This is a genomic window from Promicromonospora umidemergens, assembly GCF_024171995.1.
In the GTDB taxonomy this organism is placed as follows: Bacteria; Actinomycetota; Actinomycetes; order Actinomycetales; family Cellulomonadaceae; genus Promicromonospora; species Promicromonospora umidemergens.
In genome coordinates this window covers 361,732-383,662 of record NZ_JAMTCT010000001.1, presented here as the reverse complement: position 1 = coordinate 383,662, position 21,931 = coordinate 361,732, and the positions used below count along the sequence as shown (strand labels likewise).

Annotated in this window: 23 protein-coding genes and 1 tRNA gene; 15 read left to right on the top strand and 9 right to left on the bottom strand. The window is 71.4% G+C overall.

Annotation, left to right across the window (positions count from 1 at the left end):
• Nucleotides 1-5: 5 nt before the first annotated feature.
• The gene (locus APR04_RS01775; protein ID WP_253867436.1) at nt 6-824 is read left to right on the top strand and encodes an HAD family hydrolase; all 819 of its coding nucleotides are present in this window, start codon (nt 6-8) and stop codon (nt 822-824) included.
• Nucleotides 825-859: 35 nt separating this feature from the next.
• Nucleotides 860-1,237, top strand: a complete 378-nt coding sequence (gene yidD / locus APR04_RS01770) for a membrane protein insertion efficiency factor YidD (RefSeq protein WP_308292310.1) — start codon at nt 860-862, stop codon at nt 1,235-1,237.
• Nucleotides 1,238-1,360: 123 nt separating this feature from the next.
• Here the strand turns inward: yidD and APR04_RS01765 are convergent, their stop codons facing one another.
• The 3 genes from APR04_RS01765 to APR04_RS01755 form a co-directional block, all read right to left on the bottom strand.
• Nucleotides 1,361-4,099 carry a pectate lyase family protein gene (locus tag APR04_RS01765; RefSeq protein ID WP_253867434.1) on the bottom strand — a complete coding sequence of 913 codons (2,739 nt, stop codon included), beginning with the start codon at nt 4,097-4,099 and terminating at the stop codon, nt 1,361-1,363.
• 226 nt (nt 4,100-4,325) lie between these two features.
• Nucleotides 4,326-5,447, bottom strand: coding sequence for a M15 family metallopeptidase (locus tag APR04_RS30860; protein WP_253867433.1), 1,122 nt, complete (start codon nt 5,445-5,447; stop codon nt 4,326-4,328).
• 94 nt (nt 5,448-5,541) lie between these two features.
• Complete coding sequence (locus tag APR04_RS01755) at nt 5,542-5,841, bottom strand: toxin-antitoxin system YwqK family antitoxin (RefSeq protein WP_253867432.1); 300 nt, start codon at nt 5,839-5,841, stop codon at nt 5,542-5,544.
• A 30-nt stretch (nt 5,842-5,871) separates the two neighbouring features.
• Between APR04_RS01755 and APR04_RS01750 the strand changes: the two genes are divergently transcribed.
• Complete coding sequence (locus APR04_RS01750; RefSeq protein WP_253867431.1) at nt 5,872-6,441, top strand: hypothetical protein; 570 nt, start codon at nt 5,872-5,874, stop codon at nt 6,439-6,441.
• On the opposite strand, the gene APR04_RS01745 is transcribed toward APR04_RS01750, so the two are convergent.
• Nucleotides 6,430-7,551, bottom strand: coding sequence for an N-acetylglucosamine kinase (locus tag APR04_RS01745; protein WP_253867430.1), 1,122 nt, complete (start codon nt 7,549-7,551; stop codon nt 6,430-6,432). The two genes, APR04_RS01750 and APR04_RS01745, sit on opposite strands and share 12 nt — an antisense overlap.
• Before the next feature lie 253 nt (nt 7,552-7,804).
• Here APR04_RS01745 and APR04_RS01740 point away from each other — a divergent pair.
• A tRNA-Asn gene (locus APR04_RS01740) sits at nt 7,805-7,877 on the top strand.
• A 131-nt stretch (nt 7,878-8,008) separates the two neighbouring features.
• On the opposite strand, the gene APR04_RS01735 is transcribed toward APR04_RS01740, so the two are convergent.
• Nucleotides 8,009-8,296, bottom strand: coding sequence for a hypothetical protein (locus APR04_RS01735; RefSeq protein ID WP_253867429.1), 288 nt, complete (start codon nt 8,294-8,296; stop codon nt 8,009-8,011).
• A gap of 101 nt (nt 8,297-8,397) precedes the next feature.
• On the opposite strand from APR04_RS01735, the gene APR04_RS01730 reads away from it, so the two are divergent.
• From APR04_RS01730 to APR04_RS01720, 3 genes are all read left to right on the top strand, one after another.
• A complete protein-coding gene (locus APR04_RS01730) occupies nt 8,398-8,805 on the top strand; it encodes a hypothetical protein (RefSeq protein WP_253867428.1) in 408 nt (135 codons plus the stop codon).
• Entirely contained in the window at nt 8,802-9,170 is a 369-nt protein-coding gene (locus APR04_RS01725) for a transcriptional regulator (protein ID WP_253867427.1), read from the top strand. The genes APR04_RS01730 and APR04_RS01725 overlap by 4 nt, the downstream gene beginning before the upstream one ends.
• A gap of 341 nt (nt 9,171-9,511) precedes the next feature.
• On the top strand, nt 9,512-11,308 hold the full coding sequence (locus tag APR04_RS01720; RefSeq protein ID WP_253867426.1) for a P-loop NTPase fold protein: 1,797 nt from the start codon (nt 9,512-9,514) through the stop codon (nt 11,306-11,308).
• 77 nt (nt 11,309-11,385) lie between these two features.
• On the opposite strand, the gene APR04_RS01715 is transcribed toward APR04_RS01720, so the two are convergent.
• Both APR04_RS01715 and APR04_RS01710 read right to left on the bottom strand, forming a co-directional pair.
• Complete coding sequence (locus APR04_RS01715; RefSeq protein ID WP_253867425.1) at nt 11,386-12,330, bottom strand: ATP-grasp domain-containing protein; 945 nt, start codon at nt 12,328-12,330, stop codon at nt 11,386-11,388.
• Nucleotides 12,331-12,752: 422 nt separating this feature from the next.
• A complete protein-coding gene (locus APR04_RS01710) occupies nt 12,753-12,986 on the bottom strand; it encodes a tautomerase family protein (RefSeq protein WP_253867424.1) in 234 nt (77 codons plus the stop codon).
• A 78-nt stretch (nt 12,987-13,064) separates the two neighbouring features.
• Between APR04_RS01710 and APR04_RS01705 the strand changes: the two genes are divergently transcribed.
• Entirely contained in the window at nt 13,065-13,556 is a 492-nt protein-coding gene (locus APR04_RS01705; RefSeq protein WP_253867423.1) for an NUDIX hydrolase, read from the top strand.
• A 23-nt stretch (nt 13,557-13,579) separates the two neighbouring features.
• On the opposite strand, the gene APR04_RS01700 is transcribed toward APR04_RS01705, so the two are convergent.
• Nucleotides 13,580-14,794 (bottom strand): VanZ family protein, encoded by a 1,215-nt coding sequence (locus APR04_RS01700; RefSeq protein WP_253867422.1) that lies wholly within the window; start codon nt 14,792-14,794, stop codon nt 13,580-13,582.
• A 159-nt stretch (nt 14,795-14,953) separates the two neighbouring features.
• Between APR04_RS01700 and APR04_RS01695 the strand changes: the two genes are divergently transcribed.
• From APR04_RS01695 to APR04_RS01680, 4 genes are read left to right on the top strand one after another with little or no spacing between them, the layout of a single operon-like run.
• On the top strand, nt 14,954-15,985 hold the full coding sequence (locus tag APR04_RS01695) for a 2-keto-3-deoxygluconate permease (protein WP_253867421.1): 1,032 nt from the start codon (nt 14,954-14,956) through the stop codon (nt 15,983-15,985).
• Nucleotides 15,986-15,996: 11 nt separating this feature from the next.
• Entirely contained in the window at nt 15,997-17,241 is a 1,245-nt protein-coding gene (locus APR04_RS01690; RefSeq protein WP_253867420.1) for a four-carbon acid sugar kinase family protein, read from the top strand.
• Nucleotides 17,238-18,281, top strand: coding sequence for a 4-hydroxythreonine-4-phosphate dehydrogenase PdxA (pdxA, locus tag APR04_RS01685; protein ID WP_253867419.1), 1,044 nt, complete (start codon nt 17,238-17,240; stop codon nt 18,279-18,281). Before APR04_RS01690 ends, pdxA begins: the two co-directional genes overlap by 4 nt.
• Complete coding sequence (locus APR04_RS01680) at nt 18,239-19,198, top strand: GntR family transcriptional regulator (protein WP_253867418.1); 960 nt, start codon at nt 18,239-18,241, stop codon at nt 19,196-19,198. Before pdxA ends, APR04_RS01680 begins: the two co-directional genes overlap by 43 nt.
• Before the next feature lie 117 nt (nt 19,199-19,315).
• On the opposite strand, the gene APR04_RS01675 is transcribed toward APR04_RS01680, so the two are convergent.
• Nucleotides 19,316-20,257, bottom strand: coding sequence for an alpha/beta fold hydrolase (locus APR04_RS01675; protein WP_253867417.1), 942 nt, complete (start codon nt 20,255-20,257; stop codon nt 19,316-19,318).
• Nucleotides 20,258-20,329: 72 nt separating this feature from the next.
• Here APR04_RS01675 and APR04_RS01670 point away from each other — a divergent pair, with 72 nt between their 5' ends.
• Genes APR04_RS01670 through APR04_RS01660 form a run of 3 tightly spaced genes read left to right on the top strand, consistent with a single transcriptional unit; the run spans nt 20,330 to nt 21,822 of the window.
• Nucleotides 20,330-20,599, top strand: a complete 270-nt coding sequence (locus APR04_RS01670; protein WP_253867416.1) for a type II toxin-antitoxin system prevent-host-death family antitoxin — start codon at nt 20,330-20,332, stop codon at nt 20,597-20,599.
• A complete protein-coding gene (locus tag APR04_RS01665; protein WP_253867415.1) occupies nt 20,589-21,029 on the top strand; it encodes a type II toxin-antitoxin system VapC family toxin in 441 nt (146 codons plus the stop codon). Before APR04_RS01670 ends, APR04_RS01665 begins: the two co-directional genes overlap by 11 nt.
• Complete coding sequence (locus tag APR04_RS01660; RefSeq protein ID WP_253867414.1) at nt 21,022-21,822, top strand: helix-turn-helix transcriptional regulator; 801 nt, start codon at nt 21,022-21,024, stop codon at nt 21,820-21,822. The genes APR04_RS01665 and APR04_RS01660 overlap by 8 nt, the downstream gene beginning before the upstream one ends.
• Nucleotides 21,823-21,931 lie beyond the last annotated feature (109 nt).

The following is a 21,931-nucleotide window of genomic DNA, read 5'->3' as shown; positions in this document are numbered from 1 at the left end:
AGCACATGACCTCAGTGACGCAGCAGCGGACAGCCCGGCCCATGGAACCCACCGCGCCGGCGCTGGTCGCCTGCGACATCGACGGCACCCTCGTCCGCACCGGGCACCCGGTCACCCTGTCCGTGCGCACTGCGGCTGAGCTTGTCCGTGTCGCCGGCCATCACATCGTCCTGGCGACCGGCCGCTCCCTGGTCGGCGCACTCCCGGTGGCGCTACAGCTCGGCCTCGACGGCGCATGGATCGTCGCGAGCAACGGCGCGATCACGGCGCACCTCGTCGACGGCTACTACGAGATCACCGAGCAGCACATCGTCGACGCCGAGGCCGCCATCCGTATCGCCCTCGCCGAGGCGCCCCCCGTGCGGATCGCGGCGGAGATCGTCGGCGCCGGCTACCGCGTGAGCACCCCCTTCCCCAACCACGAGCTCAACGGGGCCCAGCACTCCGTCCGGGACCTCAGCGAGTTCTGGACCAACCCGACGCCCCGCCTCGCCCTGCGCGGCCCGTCCGCCTACCAGCTCGTGCCGAGTCTTCGCGCGGCCGGGCTGACGGCAATCGCCACCCGCCTCGACTGGGTCGACGTCACCGCACCCGGGATCTCCAAGGCGACCGCCCTCGAGGAGATCCGCACGCACCTCGGTGTCGAGGACTACAACACCGTGGCGATCGGCGACTCGGAGAACGACGTCGAGATGTTGGACTGGGCGGCGTGCGGCATTGCAATGGCCCACGCGCCGGCGTTCGTGATCGCGGCCGCGGACCGCACCACCGGCACCATCGACGACGACGGCGCCGCGAGTGCCCTGCTGTCGCTGCTGAACTGAGGCCTGCCACGCCCGGGGGCGGCCACCGCGAGCGCATGGAAGTTGGCGACCCCGACCGCCACGGCAGGCGCTGGGGTGCGCGAGCGAGCGGTCCGGATCGACCGTACGGTGTCGAGATGAGCCCAGCGGCCAGAGTTGTCGATCACGCGATCGCGACGTACCAGCGGCGGATCTCGCCGCGGAAGGGCTGGCGGTGCGCCTACGGCGTCCTGTACGGCGGCGACGGATGCTCCGGCGCTGTGCGGGACCTGTTCTCCCGAAGAGGCCTCATGCGGGGTGCTGTGCCCACGACCGTGCGATTTCTCGCGTGCTACCAGGCCGCCAGGATGTTGGCCCAGGCCGACGTACAAGGCGTGTGCTGCTGCGGGCCCATCCCGATCCCGTTCGGCTGGAAGTCGCCCCGCGGCCGGTGATCGCCGCCTGAGATCTGTCGTGAGCCGCCGTCGGCGGACGCGATCCGACGAGGGCGCCCCGGTAAGTGCGCTGCCGCACCCCAGGACGCCCTCGTCAGTTGTCCGCTCTCAGGATTCGATCGATCAGAGGTCGACGACGTTCCCGCCGATCGTCACGACCAGGCGACCGTCGGACGCGAAGGACCAGTCCAGCGAGCCGGAGTACTGCCCGCACCGGGAGCCGTTCGAACCGGACCACCACTGGTTGCCGCCGGCGTCGTCGCCGATGATCCGGTCGTTCGACCCGCTGTCGCAGGACGTGTTGTCCCGGAAGGTCGAGGAGCCGCCGTCGAAGTTGAAGTTGCGCTCCTCGCTGCCGATGCTCAGGTTGTTCGAGATCGTCAGCGACCCGAGGTTCCGGTTGTACCCGAAACCGTGCTTGCCGTTGTCGTAGGCGATGCTCCGCCGCACGGTGTGGTCCACCGCGATGTCCTCCCCGCCGAGCTTGTACCCGTTGCGGTCGCCGTTGCCGGCCTGACCGCCGTTGGACAGGGTCCCGTTCTCGTACGAGAGCGAGTCCTCGATGGTGACGGCGCCGATCGGGCCGGTGTCGTCCTTGGTGTACAGGTCCCAGCCGTCATCGATGTTGTTGTGGGCCACGGTGTAGCGGAACACGTTCCCCGAACCCACCGTGAGCTTCGGTGCGAACCCGTCAGCGTCCTCCCCGTCGGAGTCGGAGTTGTCGTGCGACTCCGAGGACACGATGAGGTTGTTGGCGGGCCACTCGCTGCTCGGTGCCCCGGCCGTGTAGCGGGAGAGCTGGAGACCCGTGTCGCGGTTGAACCGGGTCACCACCCGTTCGATGACGTTGTTGTCACCGCCCAGCAGGATCCCGTTGTCACCGGCGCGCTCGACGACGATGCCGCGCACGTGCCACCAGTCGCCGCCGATGGCGAGACCACGGTTGGCCGAGCTCTCGCTCTGCGCGGAGAAGTTCAGCACCGGCGTCTCACCGGGGTAGGCGAACAGCTCGGTGCGGTTGCCCGAGGTGCCGCTGTTGCCCGGCTCGATGGCGACCGTCTGCGAGAGGTTGTACGTCCCGCCACGCACGGAGATCGTCCCGCCGGGCTCGATCCGGTCGATCGCCGACGCCAGCGTCGTCGGGTCGGACTCGGTACCCGCGGCGCTGTCGCTGCCGCCCGGCGCCACGAACAGCGCGTCAGCGCCCGGCTGCTCGCCCGGGTCGCCGTCGCCCGGGTCACCGTCACCGGGGTCCCCATCACCCGGGTCGCCGTCACCCGGGTCTCCGCCGTCCGACGGCACACCGGCGTAGGTCTCGAACTCGGCGACTCGCGGCGTTCCGCTCGAGCTGGTGATCTCGAAGTTGATCTTGCCCAGCGTGGTGGTGGCGAAGGAGATGACCCCCGCGCCGCTGCCGCTGGTCAGGACGGCGCCGTTGTCGTGGTTGACGACACGCCATGACCCGATGTTGCCGACGGCGCCGTCGGCCTCACGGATGTTGATGCTCGACACCGCACGGTCCGAGTCCCACTTGACCGAGATGCGGCCGGTGGAGCCGCTCGGGGACCAGTACGTGCTCATGGAACCGTCCACCACGTTGCCGAAGCTGGTACCGCTGGCCTTGCTGGAGCCGTCGGCGCCCGCGTCCGCGCTCAGGTTCTCCCCGGCGGGCGGGTCGGTCGGGTCCGTCGGGTCCGTCGGGTCCGTCGGATCCGTGGGGTCAGTGGGGTCGGTCGGATCCGTGGGATCCGTCGGGGTGCAGCTTCCGTCCGACACCCGCAGGCCGTTGTTCGCGCCCGCCGTCTCGCTCACGACGCCGGGCACGCAGCTCGCCCCGTCCAGCGGGTACGAGTACGGGATGCTGACCGAGGTGTTCGACGTCGGGTCGGGGCCGGCCGGGTAGTTGTCGCTGCCCTCGCTCGACCAGGTCACGTTGTCGAAGATGTTTCCGTCGACCTGCCAGGAGCCCAGCTCGTCGGTGTAGAAGGTGCCAAGGACGTCCTTGGAGTCCTCGAAGTAGTTGTTGTCCACCTTCGCCTTGGCACCGGCCCGGGAGTTGATGCCGGACTCGACCAGGCCCACGTAGTGGTTGTTGTACATGTGGGCGATGCCGCCACGCAGCAGGGGCGTGCGGGAGTTGAGGTTCTGATACAGGTTGTGGTGGAACGTGACGAAGCCGTTCGACCGGTCGCTCTCGCTGGAGCCGATGAGGCCGCCGCGTTCGGAGTTGCGCAGGATGCTGTAGGACAGGGTCACGTACTTGGTGTCGTTCTTCATGTCGAACAACCCGTCGTAGCCCTCGTCCTCTCCGCCTGAGGCCTCAAGGGTGAGGTGGTCGCCCCAGACGTTGCGGACGCCGCTCTCCATGCCGATCGCGTCGCCACCGTTGGACGTGGGCGAGCCCGACTTCTTCACGTTCCGGACGGTGACGTTCTGGATGATGATGTTGCTGGCCTCGCGGATGTGGATGCCGATCTGGTCGAACACCGCACCGCCGCCGACGCCGACGATCGTGACGTTGCTGATCTGCTTGAGCTCGATCACGTCGTCGGCCGTGCTGCAGCTGTCGCCCGACACCTGGCTGGTGTTGCCGTGGTTGATGGTGCCTTCGACCTCGATGGTGATCGGGGTGCTGCTGCTGGCGCGGGTGCACAGTGCCGTGTGGATCGCCGTACCGGTGGTGGCCCGCACCGTCTGCCCGCCGGCGCCGCCGGTGGTCCCACCGTTCTGGGTGGCGAACCCTGTGGCGGGGCCGGTCGCCGCCGCAGCCTCCGGGATGGACTGGGCGGTCACCCCGATCGTGACCGCGAGGGTCACCGCTGCCACCGCCGAGAAGATCTGCATGGCTCTTGGTCGTCTCATCGTCATTGCCTCACGTTCGTCGTTGAATGCGGGACATTGCTGTGGTTCCACGTGCCACGCGGGGTCGACAGAAGCGTCCGCGCCGACGCTGGCACGAGCCGACCGGATGATTTTCGACCTCGCGGGTAACCGGTTTCTCGGATCCTAGTAACCGGTTTCCCGGATGGCAACCCCCTCAGCGCAAACGCGTCGCTGGCTGGTCCGGAGCGGAAGGTACCGGCAGGGCTCAGGCGCCGGAGCGCGCGAGCACCGACTCCCAGTGCCACGGCTCCGGGACACGCCCGTCGGGCTCTGCGAACGCCGGGTGCGTCCAGGAGTAGGTCTCGGCGTTGTCCTTGAGCCACTCGTACTGCTCGGTCCCGAACGTCTCGACGCCGCCGCCGATGTCGACCGCGAGCGCCAGCCCGTGGTTGGAGCAGCCCGGCGGCGCGGCGATCGGCGACGACGGGTCGTAGATGGACGCCTGCGACTTGTACGAGCGGTACGACGAGTTGATCGTCAGGTGCTCGCCGAAGGCCTTCTGGTAGGCCTCGTCGAGCTTGACCAGGCTGTCCAGCACATCGGCGCGGACGAAGTGCGTCGGCGCCCACGGGATCTCCGCCAGCGCGGACTCGGGCACCTTGCCGCTGTCCGGATCCCACGTCTGGTCCGGCGCGGGGCAGGTGATCGCGTCCTGCGCGTCGACCAGCGCCGTGGTCGCGACCGTGACGACCGAGCGGTTCGTGCTCAGGTCGTTCACGGCCTGCTCCAGCGCGGCCAGGTCCTCGCCGTCGACGCTGGTGCTCGCGGCGGCGTCAGCGGTGGCCATGGAGTCCAGCGCGGACTGCAGCCGTTCCCGCGTGCCGTCGTCGACCCCGAGGCCTTCCGTCGCGGCGTAGACCTTCTCCGCCTGCCCCTGGGCGGCCACCAAGCTCTTGCGGGCCGCCTCGACCTCGTCCCGGCCGAACTCGACCATGGAGCCCTCCACGGCGTCCGTCGCGGCGCCCAGGGACTGCCGGGCGTCCGCCGTCCCGGTGGTGAGCCGCGTGAGGACCGACTCGTCCAGCACGGAGTTCGCCTCGGCGATCTGCGCGGAGAGCCCGACGCGCGTCGTCTGCTTCGCGACCTTGCCGTCGGAGGTCTCCATCAGCCGCTTGGCCGCGGTGACCTGCGAGGAGAGGGCGTCCGTCTCCGAGGTGACCCACCAGGCGACGCCGCCGCCGCCCAGCACGAGGACGACCGCGAGCGTCGCGGCGACCACCCGCAGGATGCGTCGACGGCGGCCTTTGGCCTCGCGGCGGTCTCTAGCCGTGGCGCCGGCCTTCATACCTGAGGGATCAACAGCAGGCATGGTGTTCGTCGAGGTCACGAGCCCAGAACCTACGGCACCCACCACCCTCCGGCCGACCCGCCAGCGGGTGAACTCCGCCGGCGTGCGGCGGGCCACGCCGGCACGTCCCGCATCAGCCCTGGCGCTCGCCCGCGCCGCTTCCGGCGCCGAGCGCCGTGACCTTGTAGGTCACACCGTCGCGGTCGTACGTTGTCCACTCCCCCACCTGGCGACCGCGGTCGAAGTGACCGGAGCGCTTGAGGCTGCCGTCGGTACGCCACCACTCCCAGTAGCCGTGCGGTTCGCCGTCGAGCTCGCTCCCGCGGGCGTGCACCGCACCGTTGCGGTGGTGCTCGACGCGTTCGGTGGGCTCGCCCGGTGCGCCGGACGGGATCTCGGCAGGCTCGGAGGACACGGGATCGGCCTTGTTCATTCCTCCAGTCTGCGGCACTACGGTGGGAACATGGGTTTCCGATGGCGGTCAAGGAACCGCCCGCAGAAGGCGGTCCGTCGCGCCGTACGCTCGCATCGCACCGACTCCGTGCTGGCCGAGGCAGCGCTGGTCACGTCGACGGGTGAGGCGTGGGCGTTCGCCACGCGCGCCGAGCTCCTGCTGATCGCGGCGCCCGAGGCGCCCGACGGCCAGGACGACGGCGAGTCGCGGGGCGCACCGTCCGTCGTCGTGCACCGGGAGTGGTCCGACGTCGACCGGGCGACCTATGACGTGGAGTCCAACGTCGTCCGGGTGCACTGGGTCGACGGCGAGGAGCCGACACCGCTCCCCCTCGACGGCCATCGCTCCGTGCTGCCGCAGGTGCTGCGTGAGCGGGTGCAGTGGTCGGTGGTCCTGGCGGAGCCGGTCAAGCTGCCGGGCGGGCGTTCCGCCCGCGTGGCGGTCCGACGCCGCGCGGACGGCGAGCTGTTCTCCCAGGTGATCGGTCAGAGCGACCTGGACGTGACCGATCCGGACATAGCAGATGTGATCGATGCCGCCGAGGCTCGGGTGCGCAACGCGGCGGGTCTACCCGCCTGAGCCTGCGCGCAGGATGGCCTGGGCACTGTCGGGCAGCCCGTCGTGCCGCCGGGGCACCCTGGGGACCGCGCCGCTCTCGAGCGACACCGCACCAGGATCGGGCGTCCCCATCCGGACCGACAGGAACGGCCGGTTCGACGGCACGCCCTCTGGGGTCTCGAGAAGCCTCCGGGCCAGCACGAGAGCACCGTCCAGGGGCTCCCCCGCAGCAGGGACGATCTCGACGTCGGGGCGGACGTCGGTCACGTGCGACATGACCAGGTCGCGCAACTCGGGGACCTTGGCCATCAGCCTGCCCGTCGTCGCGACCCGGGCCTCGACCCCCGGGTGGCTGAGCGCCGCGCACAGGGTGTCCGCCAGCCCTTTCGCGGCCGCCGCGCGGATGGCGACGCTCGTGGGATCGCCGGCCCTCGCCGCGGCCAGCACGCTTCTGGCGAACCCGGCCAGCAGGCTGAGCGCGTCCGGACGGTTGTCGAGAGTGACCCCGTGCCGCTGGCGGCCGAAATGCTGCTCGGCGGCCCGCAGCAGGACCTGCGAGGCGCCGTCCTCGCGGCCGTCGCGAGCCTTGTTGGCGGCCGTGAGCCCCTCGCGGCCGATCCATCCGCCGCTGCCCTGGTCCCCGACCAAGAACCCCAGCCCGTCCGCGAGGTACCAGCGGGCGTATTCGTCGACGGCGACGCCGACCGCACCCGTGCCCACCACGAGCACGGCGCCGGCACGCCCGCCGAGGGCGCCAAGGTGTGCGGTCACGGCGTCGGTCGACACGGCGGTCCGTTCGGTTCCCAGGCTCTGGGCGAGAACGTCGTGGAGAGCGTATGGGTCCAGCCGGCCGGCCCGGTCCATGGCCATCATCCCGCGGAGTCCGACGGCGGCCGCCATGACCCGGGGCGTTCCGGTGCCGGCCCGTGCGGCGTCGAGCTCGGACACCAGGTCCTGGCAGAGGCCGCGGACGACGTCGGGGGCGTCGGAGCGCCCGTCCACGACGTGGGGCGGCGGACCTTCGACCCGGACATGTGGTCGTCCGGGCCCAGGGCTGGCAGCGGCACGCGAGCCGGTTCCGCCGAGGTCCAGGCCTACTACCCAGGTGTCCTCCGGCGGAGGGTCGGTCACCCTCTGGGTGTCTGCTGCGGCCCGCACCCGAGGATGGTGGCACAACACGGCGACGAACGACATGGAATCTCCCCGATCTCGCGCCGGACCGGCGTGTTGTCCGGCATGTCGACGGGGCAGGTCCGGCCGCCGACGCCGACGTGTCGCCGACCCTGTGACAGAGCCCTCGGAAAACACGACAGGACTACCCGCCGGAACCTGTTAGAGTTTTCACCGGTCGCCCTCCCGGCTCACGGGACTGGGGCGGACGTATTCCCGCGTAGCTCAGCTGGCAGAGCATCCGACTGTTAATCGGACGGTCGTTGGTTCAAGTCCAACCGCGGGAGCAACCAGGCCCGGAATCTCAACGGTTCCGGGCCTTGCTGTTTCTGTTACATGGTGCCAACCCAGCGGAAACTTACACCGCGTCACACCCAATGGGTTGGCGGCAGAGTGCGCCAGGCCGCGCAGCGAGCGCTCACTTGATGCGGGTCTGCAGGAAGTCCCTCATCGACTCGGTGGGCTCGTAAAAGCCCCAAACGGTGTTCGAGAACTCCCCGGCCGCAAAGAAGGCAGCGGGCTCAACTCCTGAAAGCCTGTAGACGCTGATTGAGTGCCGCTGCGCGGGGTACATGGGGTCGACGACCACCACACTCCCAACCGGCACAGGCTCCCACTCCACCCGCCAGGGGTCGACACCAGCGATCGCGACGGGGCTGCCTTCAAGCACGACCGCTAGGAATTCCCAACCCTTGGACGCTTCCACGCCGTCAGTATCTACCAGGTCGCCGGATCGGCCGGGACCTCGATCGCAGCACTGTCGGCCCTATGCTTGCCACGCATATGCATCCAGCGCATAATTGCTGCGTGATCCTCTTTCCCGCGCGACCGTTCCGGATCGCGCTCGACGCGCTGAAGGCAAAGGCGGTTGCGGGCGATGAACGTGCCGAGGCAACACTGCGACTCGTGGCAGCCCAGGTCGCAGTCCTGCGCGACCTCGACGGTGAGCCTGTCGAGGAGACGCCGACCGTGCGCAGGGTCGTACAGTCGGGCGAGTTCCCGGTCTGGCGACTCTCGCACCCATTCCGGGAAGGGCTCGCCGTACGGACGATCGTCTGGTTCACCCCGGAAGGAGAGGCAGTCTTGATGCTGTTCTTCTCGGACAAAGCCCAGATGGGAGACGTGTTCTACGACTCAGTTGGCAGCCGTGCCGATCAAGCGATCGACGAGTGGCTGCGCGACCGGCCAACATCACAGAAGGAGGACAGCCGATGAATGCCGACGCCCACACCCCGTTCAACGACGAGCTCGACGAGATCGTCAATGCCACACCCGAGCGAGCAGCTGCCGTCGCGGAGATCCGTGCCGAGATGGATGACACGGACCGCGCCTACCGGATGAACCTTGCAGCCCTCCGCTCGGCAGCGCACTACACACAGGAGGAGATTGCTCAGCGCCTAGGCATGAGCCAGAGCGCAGTCTCTCGCGCCGAGAAGCGTGGCGACATGCTCTACAGCACACTCCTGTCCTACCTGCGGGCGGCCGGCGCCGAGAACCCGTCGCTCGTGGTCACGATGCACGGCAAGCGCATCGAGATCGACCTGGCCACTGCTGCGGAGCCCGAAACACGCGCAGCCTGACCTCGCGCCGAACGCACCGCCGCATGTACGCCGCATTTTCATTGCGACGCACCACGTCAGGACGCGTCGGAACGGCACCGTCCACGCTGATCTGAGGCACCTCCGCCGCAAATCAGCGCACGTAACACGTCACTTTGGGTCTCAACCGGTTGATGGCGAACCCACATCGGACGGTCGTTGGTTCAAGTCCAACCGCGGGAGCCGCCTGAACCCCTTCTTGATGTGGGGATTCAGGGCCTCGTCGTTTTTCGCCGTCGGCCCTGATCAGAAGGCCGACCCGACCCCCGCAGGGCGCCCGGCCGATGCGCTAGCGTGCGTCCCTGATGTCCAGCTCAGGAAGATTGACCTCGACCGCAGTGCGCGACGACCTCGGGTTGCGGCCCCACGTCGAGGCCCTGGCGCAGCTCCTCACGGCGCGCACGGCACCGCCGTCGTACGCCGTGGCCGTCCTGGGCGAGTGGGGAGGCGGCAAGTCCGCGTTCCTGCAACGCCTGCAGACGCAGGTCGAGGCGCGGGCCGCCTCGGGCGACGCGGAGGCCGTGGCATCGGTGCGGGTCGTCCGGTGGAACGCATGGGCGCACGGTGAGGGCTCCGTGCTGGTCGGCATCGTCGCGAAGGTCGTCGCCGCGCTGCCCGGCGAGGACGTGAGAGGACGCCGTCGCGGGCCCCTCGACGCCCGGCGGCGGGCCCGGCGACGCACGGCGACGACGAACCGGGCCGAGCGCATGCGTGCGCGGGCCGTCCGGCTCGGCCACCAGATCGGGACCGCCAAGGACGCGAGCTCTCTCGTCACCGCCCTGCACCAGGCCCGGGTGCTCTTCCTGCTGCCGTGGGCGCTGTTGCGCAGCGGGTGGCGCCAGGCACTGCCACTCGCCGTCGTGCTCGTGGTCGCAGGACTGGTCGTCACCGGGCTGGCGCTCCTGCCCGTCCTCGCGCCCGAGGTTGCAACCTGGCTCGCCGAGTCAGGCACCTGGGTCAGCGGGTTGCTCGCCTCGTCGGGCGTCGTGGCGGCGCTGACGGCGCTCGTCGCCGGCTACCGCAGCCGCGTGGCCGAGCTGGACCCGTTGCGCACCGGCATGGTCGGCACGCTGTCGCAGCTCGTCCTCGTCACCTTCGACCAGGAGAGGGCCAAGGCGGAGGTGCGCCTCGCCGAGCTCGACGCCGACGACGCCATCGACGGCCTGTCCGCCCTCCTCCACGACGACGACCACCAGGGCCGCCTGGAGCGCGCCCACGGGTTCGTCGGAAACCTGCGAGACGATCTCGGGACCTTCGCCGACCAGCTCGCCCAGGCCGAGGAGTACCTGCGACGCCCCGGCGACACCGACGCCGACGGCCGGGTCGAGCGGATCGTGCTCCACGTCGACGACCTCGACCGATGCCCACCCGACCGGGTCGTCGACGTGCTGCAGGCCGTCACGCTGCTGCTGTCGACGAGCCTGTTCGTCATCGTGGTCGCCGCCGACCCACGGACCCTGCGGCACGCGCTCGAGCTCGACGCCGCGGCAGCCACACACCTGGAGGGCCGCGCGGCCGGGGCGCTCGACCACCTCGACACCCTCTTCCAGGTGCCCTACGCGCTCCCCCGCCTCGTGCCTCCGGTCAGCGGCCGCTACCTCCTGCGGACCGCCGCCGACCAGGGGCTCCTCCCGCATGACCTGGCCCTTGACCCGGGCGACGCCGCCGCCCCGTCAGAGCTTCGGGCGTCGGGCACGCTCAGCGCCCAGGAGGCGGGGCTCCTTGCGCTGGTCTGCGAGGCCGTGACCACGCCGCGCGCGGCGAAGAAGCTGCTCACGCTGTACCAGCTGGTCCGGTACGCGACCGGGCCCGACGACGACCTGCGGCCCGCCGCCCTCCTGCTGGCCCTGCTCGTGGGCGCACCCGAGCAGACCGCGCAGCTCCTCGGGGAGCTCGATGACCAGGCCGACGCGGCGCACCTCGCTACCGTGATCGAGACCCTGGGCGGCAAGCACGCGGCCGCATGCCACGAGCGGTGCGGCGCGTGCGCGGCCTGGCGGCGGATGCGCGTCGTCGCGGAGCACGCGGTCGCCGCAGGAGTCCCCGCCGAGGTGAGCAGCTACCGCGTGTGGGCGCGCGAGGTGGCGCGGTTCAGCTTCCACCTGACGGAGCGGCACTGACCTGATGCTGCCGCTCCCGGCGACTGACGTCTGGCGAAGCCAACGGCCGCCGCCACCACCATCGCATTGACTTCTGGTCAGACCTTGTCGAGGGAGTCGGCAGGCACTTCCCTGGCGCGTGCCTCGGCGGTAGCAAGCGCCCGTATCAGCGGAGCGGAGTCCTGACCGGCCGGCAGGTCACTGACCTGGCCATCGCCGACCTCGATCACGCGCCAGACACCATCGGACCGCAGTGCGAGGTCCGTGGTCACGAACGAGGCCCCCAGGGTGCGCACGCTCATGCCGACGGCGTCGCGCACCTCGCTCGGCACCTCGACCGTGATCCCCGAGGGCGCGTCGGGATGCGGAGTGATCAAGACCGCCGATCCCTCGACCCACCAGACGCGCACCTCCTGGGTGCGCCCACCGGCGTCGGGCGCGAACTGCTCGAAGGCACGTACGACGATCCCGCCGGCAAGGTCGTCCCCCTGCAGCTCGACCATCCTTGCGAGCACACGGGCGGTGGCCGCGACGTCGGCGAGATCGGGCACGAAGCACGCCTCGTGCCATTCGTGCTTGCGGGACTTCACGTAGTCCTTCACGATGCCCGGACCGCCGCCCAGCGCCACGGTCAGCGCGCCGACGTCCGCGCTCGTCGGCGTCCGACCCGCCTCCCACGGCGACCAGACACTCGCGGGGGTCAGGTCCGCGAACGCGTTGTACCAGCCGGGCAGCTCGTGCGCGGCCCGGTACGCGGTGGGGTCGGTGACCAGGCGGACTCCGCGGGTACCTAGCTCGGTGTCGAGCCGCGAGTACCCGGCGGAGGGGATCATCCAACCGCGGTACCGGGCGATCTGTCCGCCGTCGGACGCCGGAGTCCGACGCACTGCCGCGTGGACGTCTCCGGCGAGGATCGCGTCGTGGTCCACCACCGCGACTTCCATGCCCGCCTGCCGTGCGGCGTCAGCCTCCCGCATGAAGTGCTGATCAGGAACCCGGGGGGCGAGCGGATCGGACGGGACCAGGAGCAGGGGCATTGGCATGTGTGGACCGTACCGATCAACCGGGGGAGCCACAGGCCCGGGATCCTAGGTTTCCGGCCTTGCAGTTTTTGGCACCAGTGCGGCCCGGCCGAGTGTGCCGGGTGAGCGGCCACGCCGCGCGCCTTTGGGTCAGCGGCCACGCCGGGCATCCCTCGCTATGGAGGACGTCATGACCAGCGCCTCCCGCCGAGTGCAGACTTTGTCGCACCGGTGATCCATGACTGCAGAGTTGGTCGCGGATGGCAGCCCCGCACCCGCGACCAACTCTGCACTCGGCGAATCCGGGTGCGACGAAATCTGCACTCGGCCGGAGGATGCTGGCCTCGCGGGATAAAACTGCCGACCCGCAGCGGCACGTGTTTGCCAGCCCAGCGATCGTGCCCATCAGGCGCCGGAGTATGAGCCTGATCGCTGCTGCCGGACTACTGGCCGGACGGGCGCATCCGACGGGGTGGGATGCTCTCGTCCTGGCCGGAGTCGGCGAGGGTGACGCCACCTACTCCCCAGTTCTCACGCGGCAGCTCCTGGATGACCACCCGGATCGTGTCCGGCTTCATGTGCATCACGCGCGCGTACGTCTCGGTGAGCTCTGCGATGAGCCGTCGCTTCGTCTCGTCGTCACGCGGCGAGGCGTTCAGGACCTGGATCAAGGGCATGGCCAACATCCCACCACGGCCCGACCCTGCACGGCCCCGTCCACCACACCCGGCGACAGGTAGCGCGAGACTTGACCCATGCCGACGACGAGCGCAGGCCTCCTGCCCTACCGACAGCTGCCCGACGGCGGGCTCGAGGTGCTGCTCGGCCACATGGGCGGGCCCTTCTGGGCGCGCAAGGACGCAGGTGCATGGACCGTGCTCAAGGGCGAGCTCGCCCCCGGCGAGGACCCGCACGCCGCGGCGCTGCGCGAGGCGAGCGAGGAGCTCGGGATCCAGCTGCCGCCGTCGTCGGCCCCGGACCTCGAGCTCGGCGAGGTCCGCCAGCGCGCGGGCAAGCGGGTCCTGGCCTGGGCGCGGAAGTGGCCCCGGACCGGACCCGACCTCAGCCAGATAGCGAGCAACACGCTGGAGATCGAGTGGCCCCCGCGGTCAGGGCAGCGCGTCGAGATCCCCGAGATCGACCGCGTCGCCTGGCTCAGCCCCGACGAAGCACGACGCCTCGCCGTGAGCGCGCAGGCCGCGCTCATCGACCGCCTGGAGGCCGCCCTCGCGAATCCGGCGGCATAGAGCCGGGTCGGCCCTGGCCAACCTCAGGAGCGCCCGGCCGGCGGCGAGCCAGCCGGCGCCGAGCCAGCCGGCGGCTCAGCCGCTCCAGCCGCTCCAGCCTCCGCCCGCGCATCGACGAGCCGATACGGCGCCGCCTTCCCCGAGAGCCCTCGCTTCCCCGCGGTGAACGGCGCGGCCACGACGAGCACGGCCGCGAGCGCGGAGGCAAGGCCTGCAGCAGAGGCGAGTGCGCCGACGTCGAACATCGTCGCGGCGTCCGACAGCACCTGGAGCAGCCCCCACAGGGCTCCCCCGACCAGACCTCGTCGCACGCGCGCCGCCCACGAGAGCCCGACGCCGACACCACCGGCCACCCGCGAACCCGACGGCACCACCGCGAGCCACACCGTCCGCTGCCCCAGCGACTCCCCCGCCCCCGTGGCCAGCGGGAGGACGAACACGACGAGCCACGGCAGGACGCCGGCGAACAGCCACAGCGGCACCGTGTCCGGCGGGACCTGGCCGGTCCCGAGGTAGCTCACCAGGCCCCACGCCATGGTGAGCAGGCCGCTGAGCAGCGTGTACGCGACAGCGTCCACCGCCATGCCCAGCCAGCGCCGCCAGACCGTCACCGGCCGCGGCACACCTCGGGTGGCCGCCAAGGTCTTCGCCCTGGGCATCCAGCGCAACACCCAGGGTGCGATGACCGCACCGAGCACGCCGCCCGCCGTGTTGGTGATGAGGTCGTCGACGTCGGCCAGCCGGTAGGAGCAGGGGATCAGGCCGAAGACCCCCGTCCCCTGGGTGACCTCGATCAGGAGCGACGCGGCCAGCGCCGAGGCGGCGGACGCGAGCAGGCCCCAGCCCAGGTAGCGGCGCACCAGGATGCCCCACGGCACGAACAGCACGACGTTGAAGACGCCCTGGAGCACCGAGATGTCCCGGACCGCGGCGCCGAGCGACAGCCCGGCCGTGCGCTCGCGGATGTCCACGAAGGTCTGTCCCGGCCGCAGCTGCACGGTCGAGTACCCGTAGTCGGCGCACCAGGCGGCGACGTCGCCGGACGGCAGCGGGAGCAGCGTGTAGGCGGCGAGCGCGGTGCCGTAGACCGCGAGCGCCGCCGCGCCGAGCAGCCGGGCCGGGCTCGTCGTCCCGTAGCGACGGACCTGGATCACGAGGACCGGTACGAGAAGGGTCAGGAAGAGGCCGGTGCCGAGCAGCACACCTATCCGGGCCGGCCATGTCCACACGTCGCTCACTGCGGCAACGCTAGGCGCCGTGCGCCCGGCGCGCGCGGGATCGACCGACGGAGGGAGGGGGACTTGCCCATGCCCGCAGGGTGGCGTAACTTCGTACGTACTTTCTTGTCCTAACAATCGCGACGCCGCCGTCGGCCGCGCACGAAGAAGAGGTTCGCCATGGATGCCGGCCGCTCACCCAAGTCAACAGTCCCCCTCTACGACTGGATGAACCGTGTCCCGGGCGGGCTCATGCTCATCCCGCTGGTCCTCGGCTCGGTCGTCGGGACCTTCTTCCCGGGCTTCCTCGAGCTGGGCTCGTTCACCACCGCCCTGTTCAAGGACTCGGCCCTGCCCCTGATCGCCGTCCTCATCTTCGCCACGGGCATGCAGATCACGGCCCGGACGTCCGGGCCCGTCCTCGCCACCACCGGGACGCTGCTCCTGACGAAGTCCCTGATCCCCGCGGCGCTCGTCGCCCTGGCCGGCAGCATCTTCGGGATCGAGGGCTTCCTCGGGGTCTCGATCCTCGCCCTCATGGCCACCGTGGACAACAGCAACGGCGGCCTGTGGCTGGCCTTCACCGGCAAGTACGGCGACGAGCGGGACCGGGGCGCCTACATGGCCTCGGCCCTGAACGACGGCCCGTTCATCTCGATGCTCTTCCTCGGCGCCTCCGGGCTCGCGGACATCCCCCTGACGGCGTTCCTCGCGGCGATCATCCCGCTGGCGCTCGGCTTCGTCGTCGGCAACCTGGACCCGCGCTGGACCGAGGTCATGCGCCCGGTCCCGAACATCGTGATCCCGTTCTTCGCGTTCGCCCTCGGTACGGGGATCAACCTGCGCGACGTCGTCTCCGGCGGCGCGAGCGGCATCCTGGTAGGCGTCGTCGCCGTCGCCCTGACCGCCGCGCTCACCTACTCGGGCTACCGGTTCATCCTGCGCCGCGGCATCAGGTCCGGCATCGCCATCGCCTCTGCGACGACGGCGGGCAACGCCGTCGCCACGCCCGCGATCATCGGGGCGATCGACCCGGCCTTCGAGCCGTACGTCGCGGTGGCCACGGCCCAGGTCGCCTCGGCCGTCCTGGTCAGCGCCATCCTCGCGCCGCTCCTCGCGACCATCGTCCTCAAGCGGCAGGGCGGCCTCACGTCGGAGGACGACGCCGAGCAGGCGCCGGCCACCGCCGACGAGGGACGCGGCACGGCATGAGCGAGCACGGCATGAGCGAGAACACCGTCGCGGTCGTCGCGGACGACCTCACCGGGGCCGGCGACTGCGTGGTGCAGTTCGCCCGCGCCGGCTGGCGGAGCCACCTGGCGCTCGGCCCGGCGCTACCCGTCGGTGAGCGGACGGCGGTCGCCGTCGTCACCGACGCACGGCCCCTCGACACCGACGCCGCAGCGGCAGCCACCGCCGACGCCGTCAGCGCGCTGGTCTCGGCAGGGTCGCAGCGGCTCTACGTCAAGATCGACTCGACGATGCGGGGCAGCGTCGCCGGTCAGGTCGCGGGAGCGCTGGCCGCCTGGCGCGAGCAGGTGCCCGGCGCGTTCGCCGTCGTCTGCCCGAGCTATCCGGCGCTGGGGCGGACCGTCAGCGACGGCGTCCTCCTGGTGGACGGCGCACCCGTCGCCACCACGGCCGCGGCCCACGACCCCGTCACTCCCGTCCACGAGAGCGACCTGACCGCGCTCCTGCCCGGCGCCGTCCGGGTGTCCGCCGACGGCGACGCGCGCGCCCTCGCGGTCCGCCTCGCCCAGGCCGGCGAGACCGCTGACACGGTGGTGGTCGACGCCGTCGCCGACGCCGACCTGGACCACCTCGCCGGCGCGGTCGCCCTGCTCGGCGCCCACGCCGTCCCGGTCGGCTCGGCCGGTCTCGCGGCAGCCCTCGCACCACGCTGGGGCGACGGTGCCGACAGCCCCGAGCTCCCACGGATCGCGGTCGAGCGGGTGCTCGTGGTCCTCAGCTCGCTGAACGAGGTCTCGCTCGCTCAGGCGGACGAGCTCGTGCGCGCCGAGGCCGGCATCCACGTCCTGGTCCCGGACTCCGCGGTAGGCGCCGACGACGCGGTCGCGTCGTGGCTGACCGGCCTCGGTCCGCGGACGCCGCCCGCCACCGTCCTCGTGCGCACCCCTGAGCCCACCGACACGGGTCGGGAGCGCGCCGCACAGGCTGCGAGCTCGCTGGCGGAGCTGGTCGCAGCGGTCACCGCGCGGGCCCGTCCGGACGCGATAGTCCTCATCGGCGGGGACGGCAGCCGCGCCGTCCTCGCTCGCCTCGGCGCCCGCAGCGTGCGGATCGCCGGGTCGGTGGCCGAGGGCGTACCCCTCGGCCGTCTCGAAGGCGGTTCGGCCGACGGCACCGTCGTCGTGACGAAGGCCGGCGGGTTCGGCACGGCCCGGACCGTTGTCGACGTCCTCGCGAACCTGAGGTCGTACTGTTCCCACCAGGAGGTAAACCCTTGAGCATCCCCACCCTCGCCATCACCCTCGGCGACGTAGCCGGCATCGGCCCCGAGATCACGGCCAAGGCCCTGCTCGGCCACGACGACGTGCGCACCCGGTGCGTCCCGGTGGTCGTTGGCGACGAGGGCGCCATGCGGCGCGCCGTCTCCGCGATCGGCGGCGACCCCGCCGCGGTCCGCGTGATCGGGTCCCCTGCCGACGCCACCAACACCCCCGGTGTCATCGAGCTGCTCCAGACGGGCCCCTCCCTCGCGGACGTGCCGATCGGGGAGCTCAGCGCCGCGGCCGGCGACGGCGCCTACCGGTTCGTCGTCGAGGCCTGCCGCCTGGCTCGCGAGGGCCAGGTCGACGCCATCGTCACCCCGCCGCTGAACAAGGCCGCGATGCACGCGGGCGGGCACAAGTGGCCTGGGCACACCGAGCTGCTCGCGCACGAGTTCGGGGTCGAGAACTTCAGCCTGGTGCTCTCCGCCGGCGACCTGTACTTCTTCCACCTCACCACGCACGTCTCGCTCCGCCAGGCGATCGAGAACATCACCCCGGAGCGCACCCGCAACGTCCTGGACCTGGCGGGCGCGTTCACCGCGGCGCTCGGCCGGCCCGACGAGCCGATCGGCCTCGCGGGCCTCAACCCGCACGCCGGCGAGAACCGCCTGTTCGGCGACGAGGACGCCGACATCCTGGCGCCCGCCGTCGAGGCGGCGCGCGACCGCGGCATCAACGCCCACGGCCCGCTGCCCGCCGACGCCCTCATCCCGGCCGCGGTGAAGGGGAAGTGGAACATGGTCATCGCCTGCTACCACGACCAGGGCCACGCCCCGTTCAAGGCGGTCTACGGCGACGACGGCGTGAACATCACCGTCGGCCTGCCCGTGGTGCGCGTCTCCGTCGACCACGGGACCGCCTTCGACATCGCCGGTCAGGGCATCGCCCGCGAGGCCAGCCTCGTCCTCGCGATCGAGCGGGCCGCCGAGCTCGCCCCCGGCTGGGACCACGTGTGGCAGACGGCGCAGAAGACGTCGCAGAAGACCGCGAGCTGACCGTGGCGCTCCCGGGACCGGACGGCACTCCGCTCCACCGAAAGCTCAGCAGCGAGCTGCGCGCGCAGATCCTCGGCCGCGCGCTCGCGCCGGGCGCGCACGTGCCGACCGAGGCGGAGCTGCAGGAACGCTACGGCGTCTCCCGTTCGGTGGTCCGCCAGGCACTGGCGGCGCTGGAGCAGGAAGGTCTCGTGGAGCGACGTCGCGGCCGGGGCACCACCGTCCGCGAGCGCGGCGAGCTCCACCGCCTCGTGCAGCGGGTCCCGGGCCTGTCGACGCAGGTGGAGGACGGCGGCGTGCACGTGGGCACCCGGGTCCTCGAGCTCTGCACGGAGCCGGTGTCCGAGGCCACCAGCGTGCTCGGCTCCGGCCAGGTGCTGCGCATGCGACGCCTGCGCAGCGCCGGCGGCGAGCCGCTCGCCGCCATCGAGACCTGGCTGCCCGCGGAGTTCGGCGAGCTGACGGCGGACGAGCTGACGGACACCTCGCTGCACGCCACGATCCGGCGCCGGTTCGGCACGCGCGTCGTGGCGGGCAAGCGTCAGGTCCGGGCCGTCGGGGCCGACTCCGAGACCGCCGAGCTGCTCCAGGTGCCGGTCGGGGCACCCGTGCTCCTGCTGGAGGGCACGAGCACCGACGAGGCGGCCCGGCCGGTCGAGGTGTTCCGCACCTGGCACCGGGCCGACCGGGTCGTCTTCGACATCAACGTGATCCGTGAGCCCGACGCCGCCGCGAACCTGGCCGACACCTTCACGGGCCTGCGTGCCCAGACCGCGCCGACCGGCCCGCACGGTGCGGCACCCGATGGCGGCAGTGGCACAAGTGCCGGCCTCCGGGCCCGGCTCGACGCCCTCGGGCGCGAGATGCTCGACCTGGCGCGGCAGCTCGAACATGACGAGGGCGATCCGCACCGGTGACAGCCGGAGGGCCGCCAGGCCGCCGAAGGTCCTCTTCCAGAACGCACCTGGGCATGGCACAGCGCCCTGGAACAGGGCGGATCGCATGGTCGAAGCGGACCATCCAGGGCCGAGCGCTCACCGCCGAGGATCTCTGACTGCCCGAGCACGATGCGCCCCCACCGATGTCGTCACCAGGCCCCGGGTCTGCTCCGCGATCGCCGGCCAGGCGACGGGCGGCAGGTCGTGGCCGATACCGTCAAGGACCACCAGCTTCGCGCCGCGGATCTCGCGGGCCACGGCACGTGCCGCCGAGGTCCGGATGAGCGGGTCGTCCTCACCCTGCAGCACGAGCGTCGGTGCCTGGATCTCGCGCAGCCGCGGGCCCCGCCATCTCGCGCGCAGCTGGCGGCCGATCCCGGCCATGTCCCGCGGCCCGCACTCCAGCCCACGCTCGATCCGCTCCCGGGCCGCTGCCTCGTCGCACGGGTTGGCCGGGGACGCCATCCCTTTCGCGATGGCCAGGGACGCGGCGATGTCGCCGTCGCGGCCCTCGGGATAACGCTTCGTCGCGTTGCGGGCGACCAGGCCGAACCTGAGGTAGCGCAGCGCGCGGGGCCCGACGGCGTCGCTCGGCGGGGCGTCGCACGAGACGAGCGCGCGGACGCGGTCCGGATGACGCAGCGCGACCCGCTGCGCCGCGACGCCGCCCAGGGAGTGCCCGAACATCACCGCGCGGTCCCAGCCGACGGCGTCCAGCACGGCGACGGCGTCGTCGGCCAGGTCCGCGGCCGTGTAGGTGCCGGCGCCGGGCCCGAGCAGCATGTTCCACGGTCCGCGCCGCACGGTCTCGCTGAACCGGGTGGAGGCGCCGGTGTCGCGCTGGTCGTACCGGACCACGTCGAACCCCTGGTCCGCGAGCGCCCGGCAGAAGCCGTCCGGCCACCAGAACCGCGAGATCGCGAGGCCCATCATGAGCAGGAGCGGAACACCGCCCCGCTCCCCGAAGCGGTCGTAGGCGAGCTCGACGTCGCCGTTGTCCACGTACGTGGTCGGCGACCAGGTGTCTGTATCAGTCACCCGATCCATTGTCGTGTGGGATCGCCCCACTCGCCCGATTTCGGCGTGGCACGGTGTGGCACACTTGATGGCGTGAGCCTTCAACCAGAGATCACTCAGCGCGACCTACGCTCGCGGTCGAAGGAGATCATGGACGCCGTCCAGTCCGGACATTCATTCACGGTGACGCGCGACGGACACCAGATCGGCGAGCTGGTCCCGCTGCGGCGCCGACGCCGTTTCGTCCCACGCGCGGAGTTCGCTGCGATGTCCCAGGCCGGTCCGCACATGTCGCTGGAGGCGTTCCGCGCCGACCAGGACGCGACCCTCGATGACGAGGCTTCCGACCCCTATGAGCGCTGAACCCACCCAGGGCCTCGTCGACACGAACATCCTGATCCTGCGGGACCGGATCAACATCGCCGAGCTGCCCGACGAGATGGCCGTCAGCGCCATCACGCTCGCCGAGCTCTCCGCTGGGCCACATCTTGTCCGGCCCGACCGGGCCGGATACGACGAGCACGCTGAACGCGCACGCCGCATCGACGTACTCCAGCGCGTCGAGAACGAGTTCGACCCCATCCCCTTCGACGCCGAGGCGGCTCGCCTCTACGGTCGCATCAACGCCGGCGTCGTCGCCGTCGGACGAGCACCGCGCCGACGGGCCGTCGACCTCATGATCGCCGCCACTGCCGCAGCCGAGGGTCTCCCCCTGTACACGTCGAACCCGGACGACTACAAGGGGCTCGACCACATCATCACGCTCGTCCCGGTGACCCGACCGGATGCCTGAGCCGGCCGACCAGGCCGGCCACCTGCTCGACAGCCGCTCCTTGCCGATGTTCGCCGCCGGCGCCGTCGACGTGCCCTGGATCATCAAGGGCATGGACGAGCTCGTCTCCCGCGACACCGTCTGGGAGGCGCACGCCCACCCGACCCACGAGCTGCTGTGGAACCTGCGCGGGGCGTCCAGCGCGACGACCGGCACCCGCACCTGGACGATCACGCCGACGCTCGGGCTCTGGGTGCCTGCCGGGGTTCCCCATTCCGGCCGCGTCCCCGCCGGCACCTGGTACCGGGCCGCCCAGTTCAGCACGCAGGCCGCCGCACCGCTGTCGGCGGGACCGATGGCCATCGAGATCACTCCGCTCCTCGCCCTCCTGCTCGACCGGCTCACCGACCGGCCCCTCGGCCCCGCGTCGCGCTCGCTGACCGAGCAGATGGTCCTCGACGTCCTCGCCCCGTCACCGCACGAGCTGTTCGTGCAGCAGCCGCGCAGCGACCTGCTCCGACCGATCGCCGCGGCGCTCACCGCGAACCCTGCCGACCCGCGCACCCTCTCGGCCTGGGCGGAGCACCTCGGGGTGAGCCCGCGCACGATCACCCGCGCGTTCCGTTCCGAGACCGGACTGAGCTTCGCCCGCTGGCAGGCGGTCCTCCGCGCCCAGCAGGCCGTGCTGCTCCTCGCCCAGGGGGTCGGCGTGGAGCACACCGCCGAGCGCGTGGGCTACCGCTCGGCGAGCGCCTTCGGCGTCGCCTTCCGCCGCACGACGGGCCGGACGCCCGGCCAGTTCCGACCCGCCTGACGCACCAGGCGCTGTCCGGATCGCTACAGATGCCGTCCCTATCGCTCGATTGCGCCACAGGACCGGCAATTCGTAAGATGTTAGGTAAACCTCGCCTAACTCGTGGACC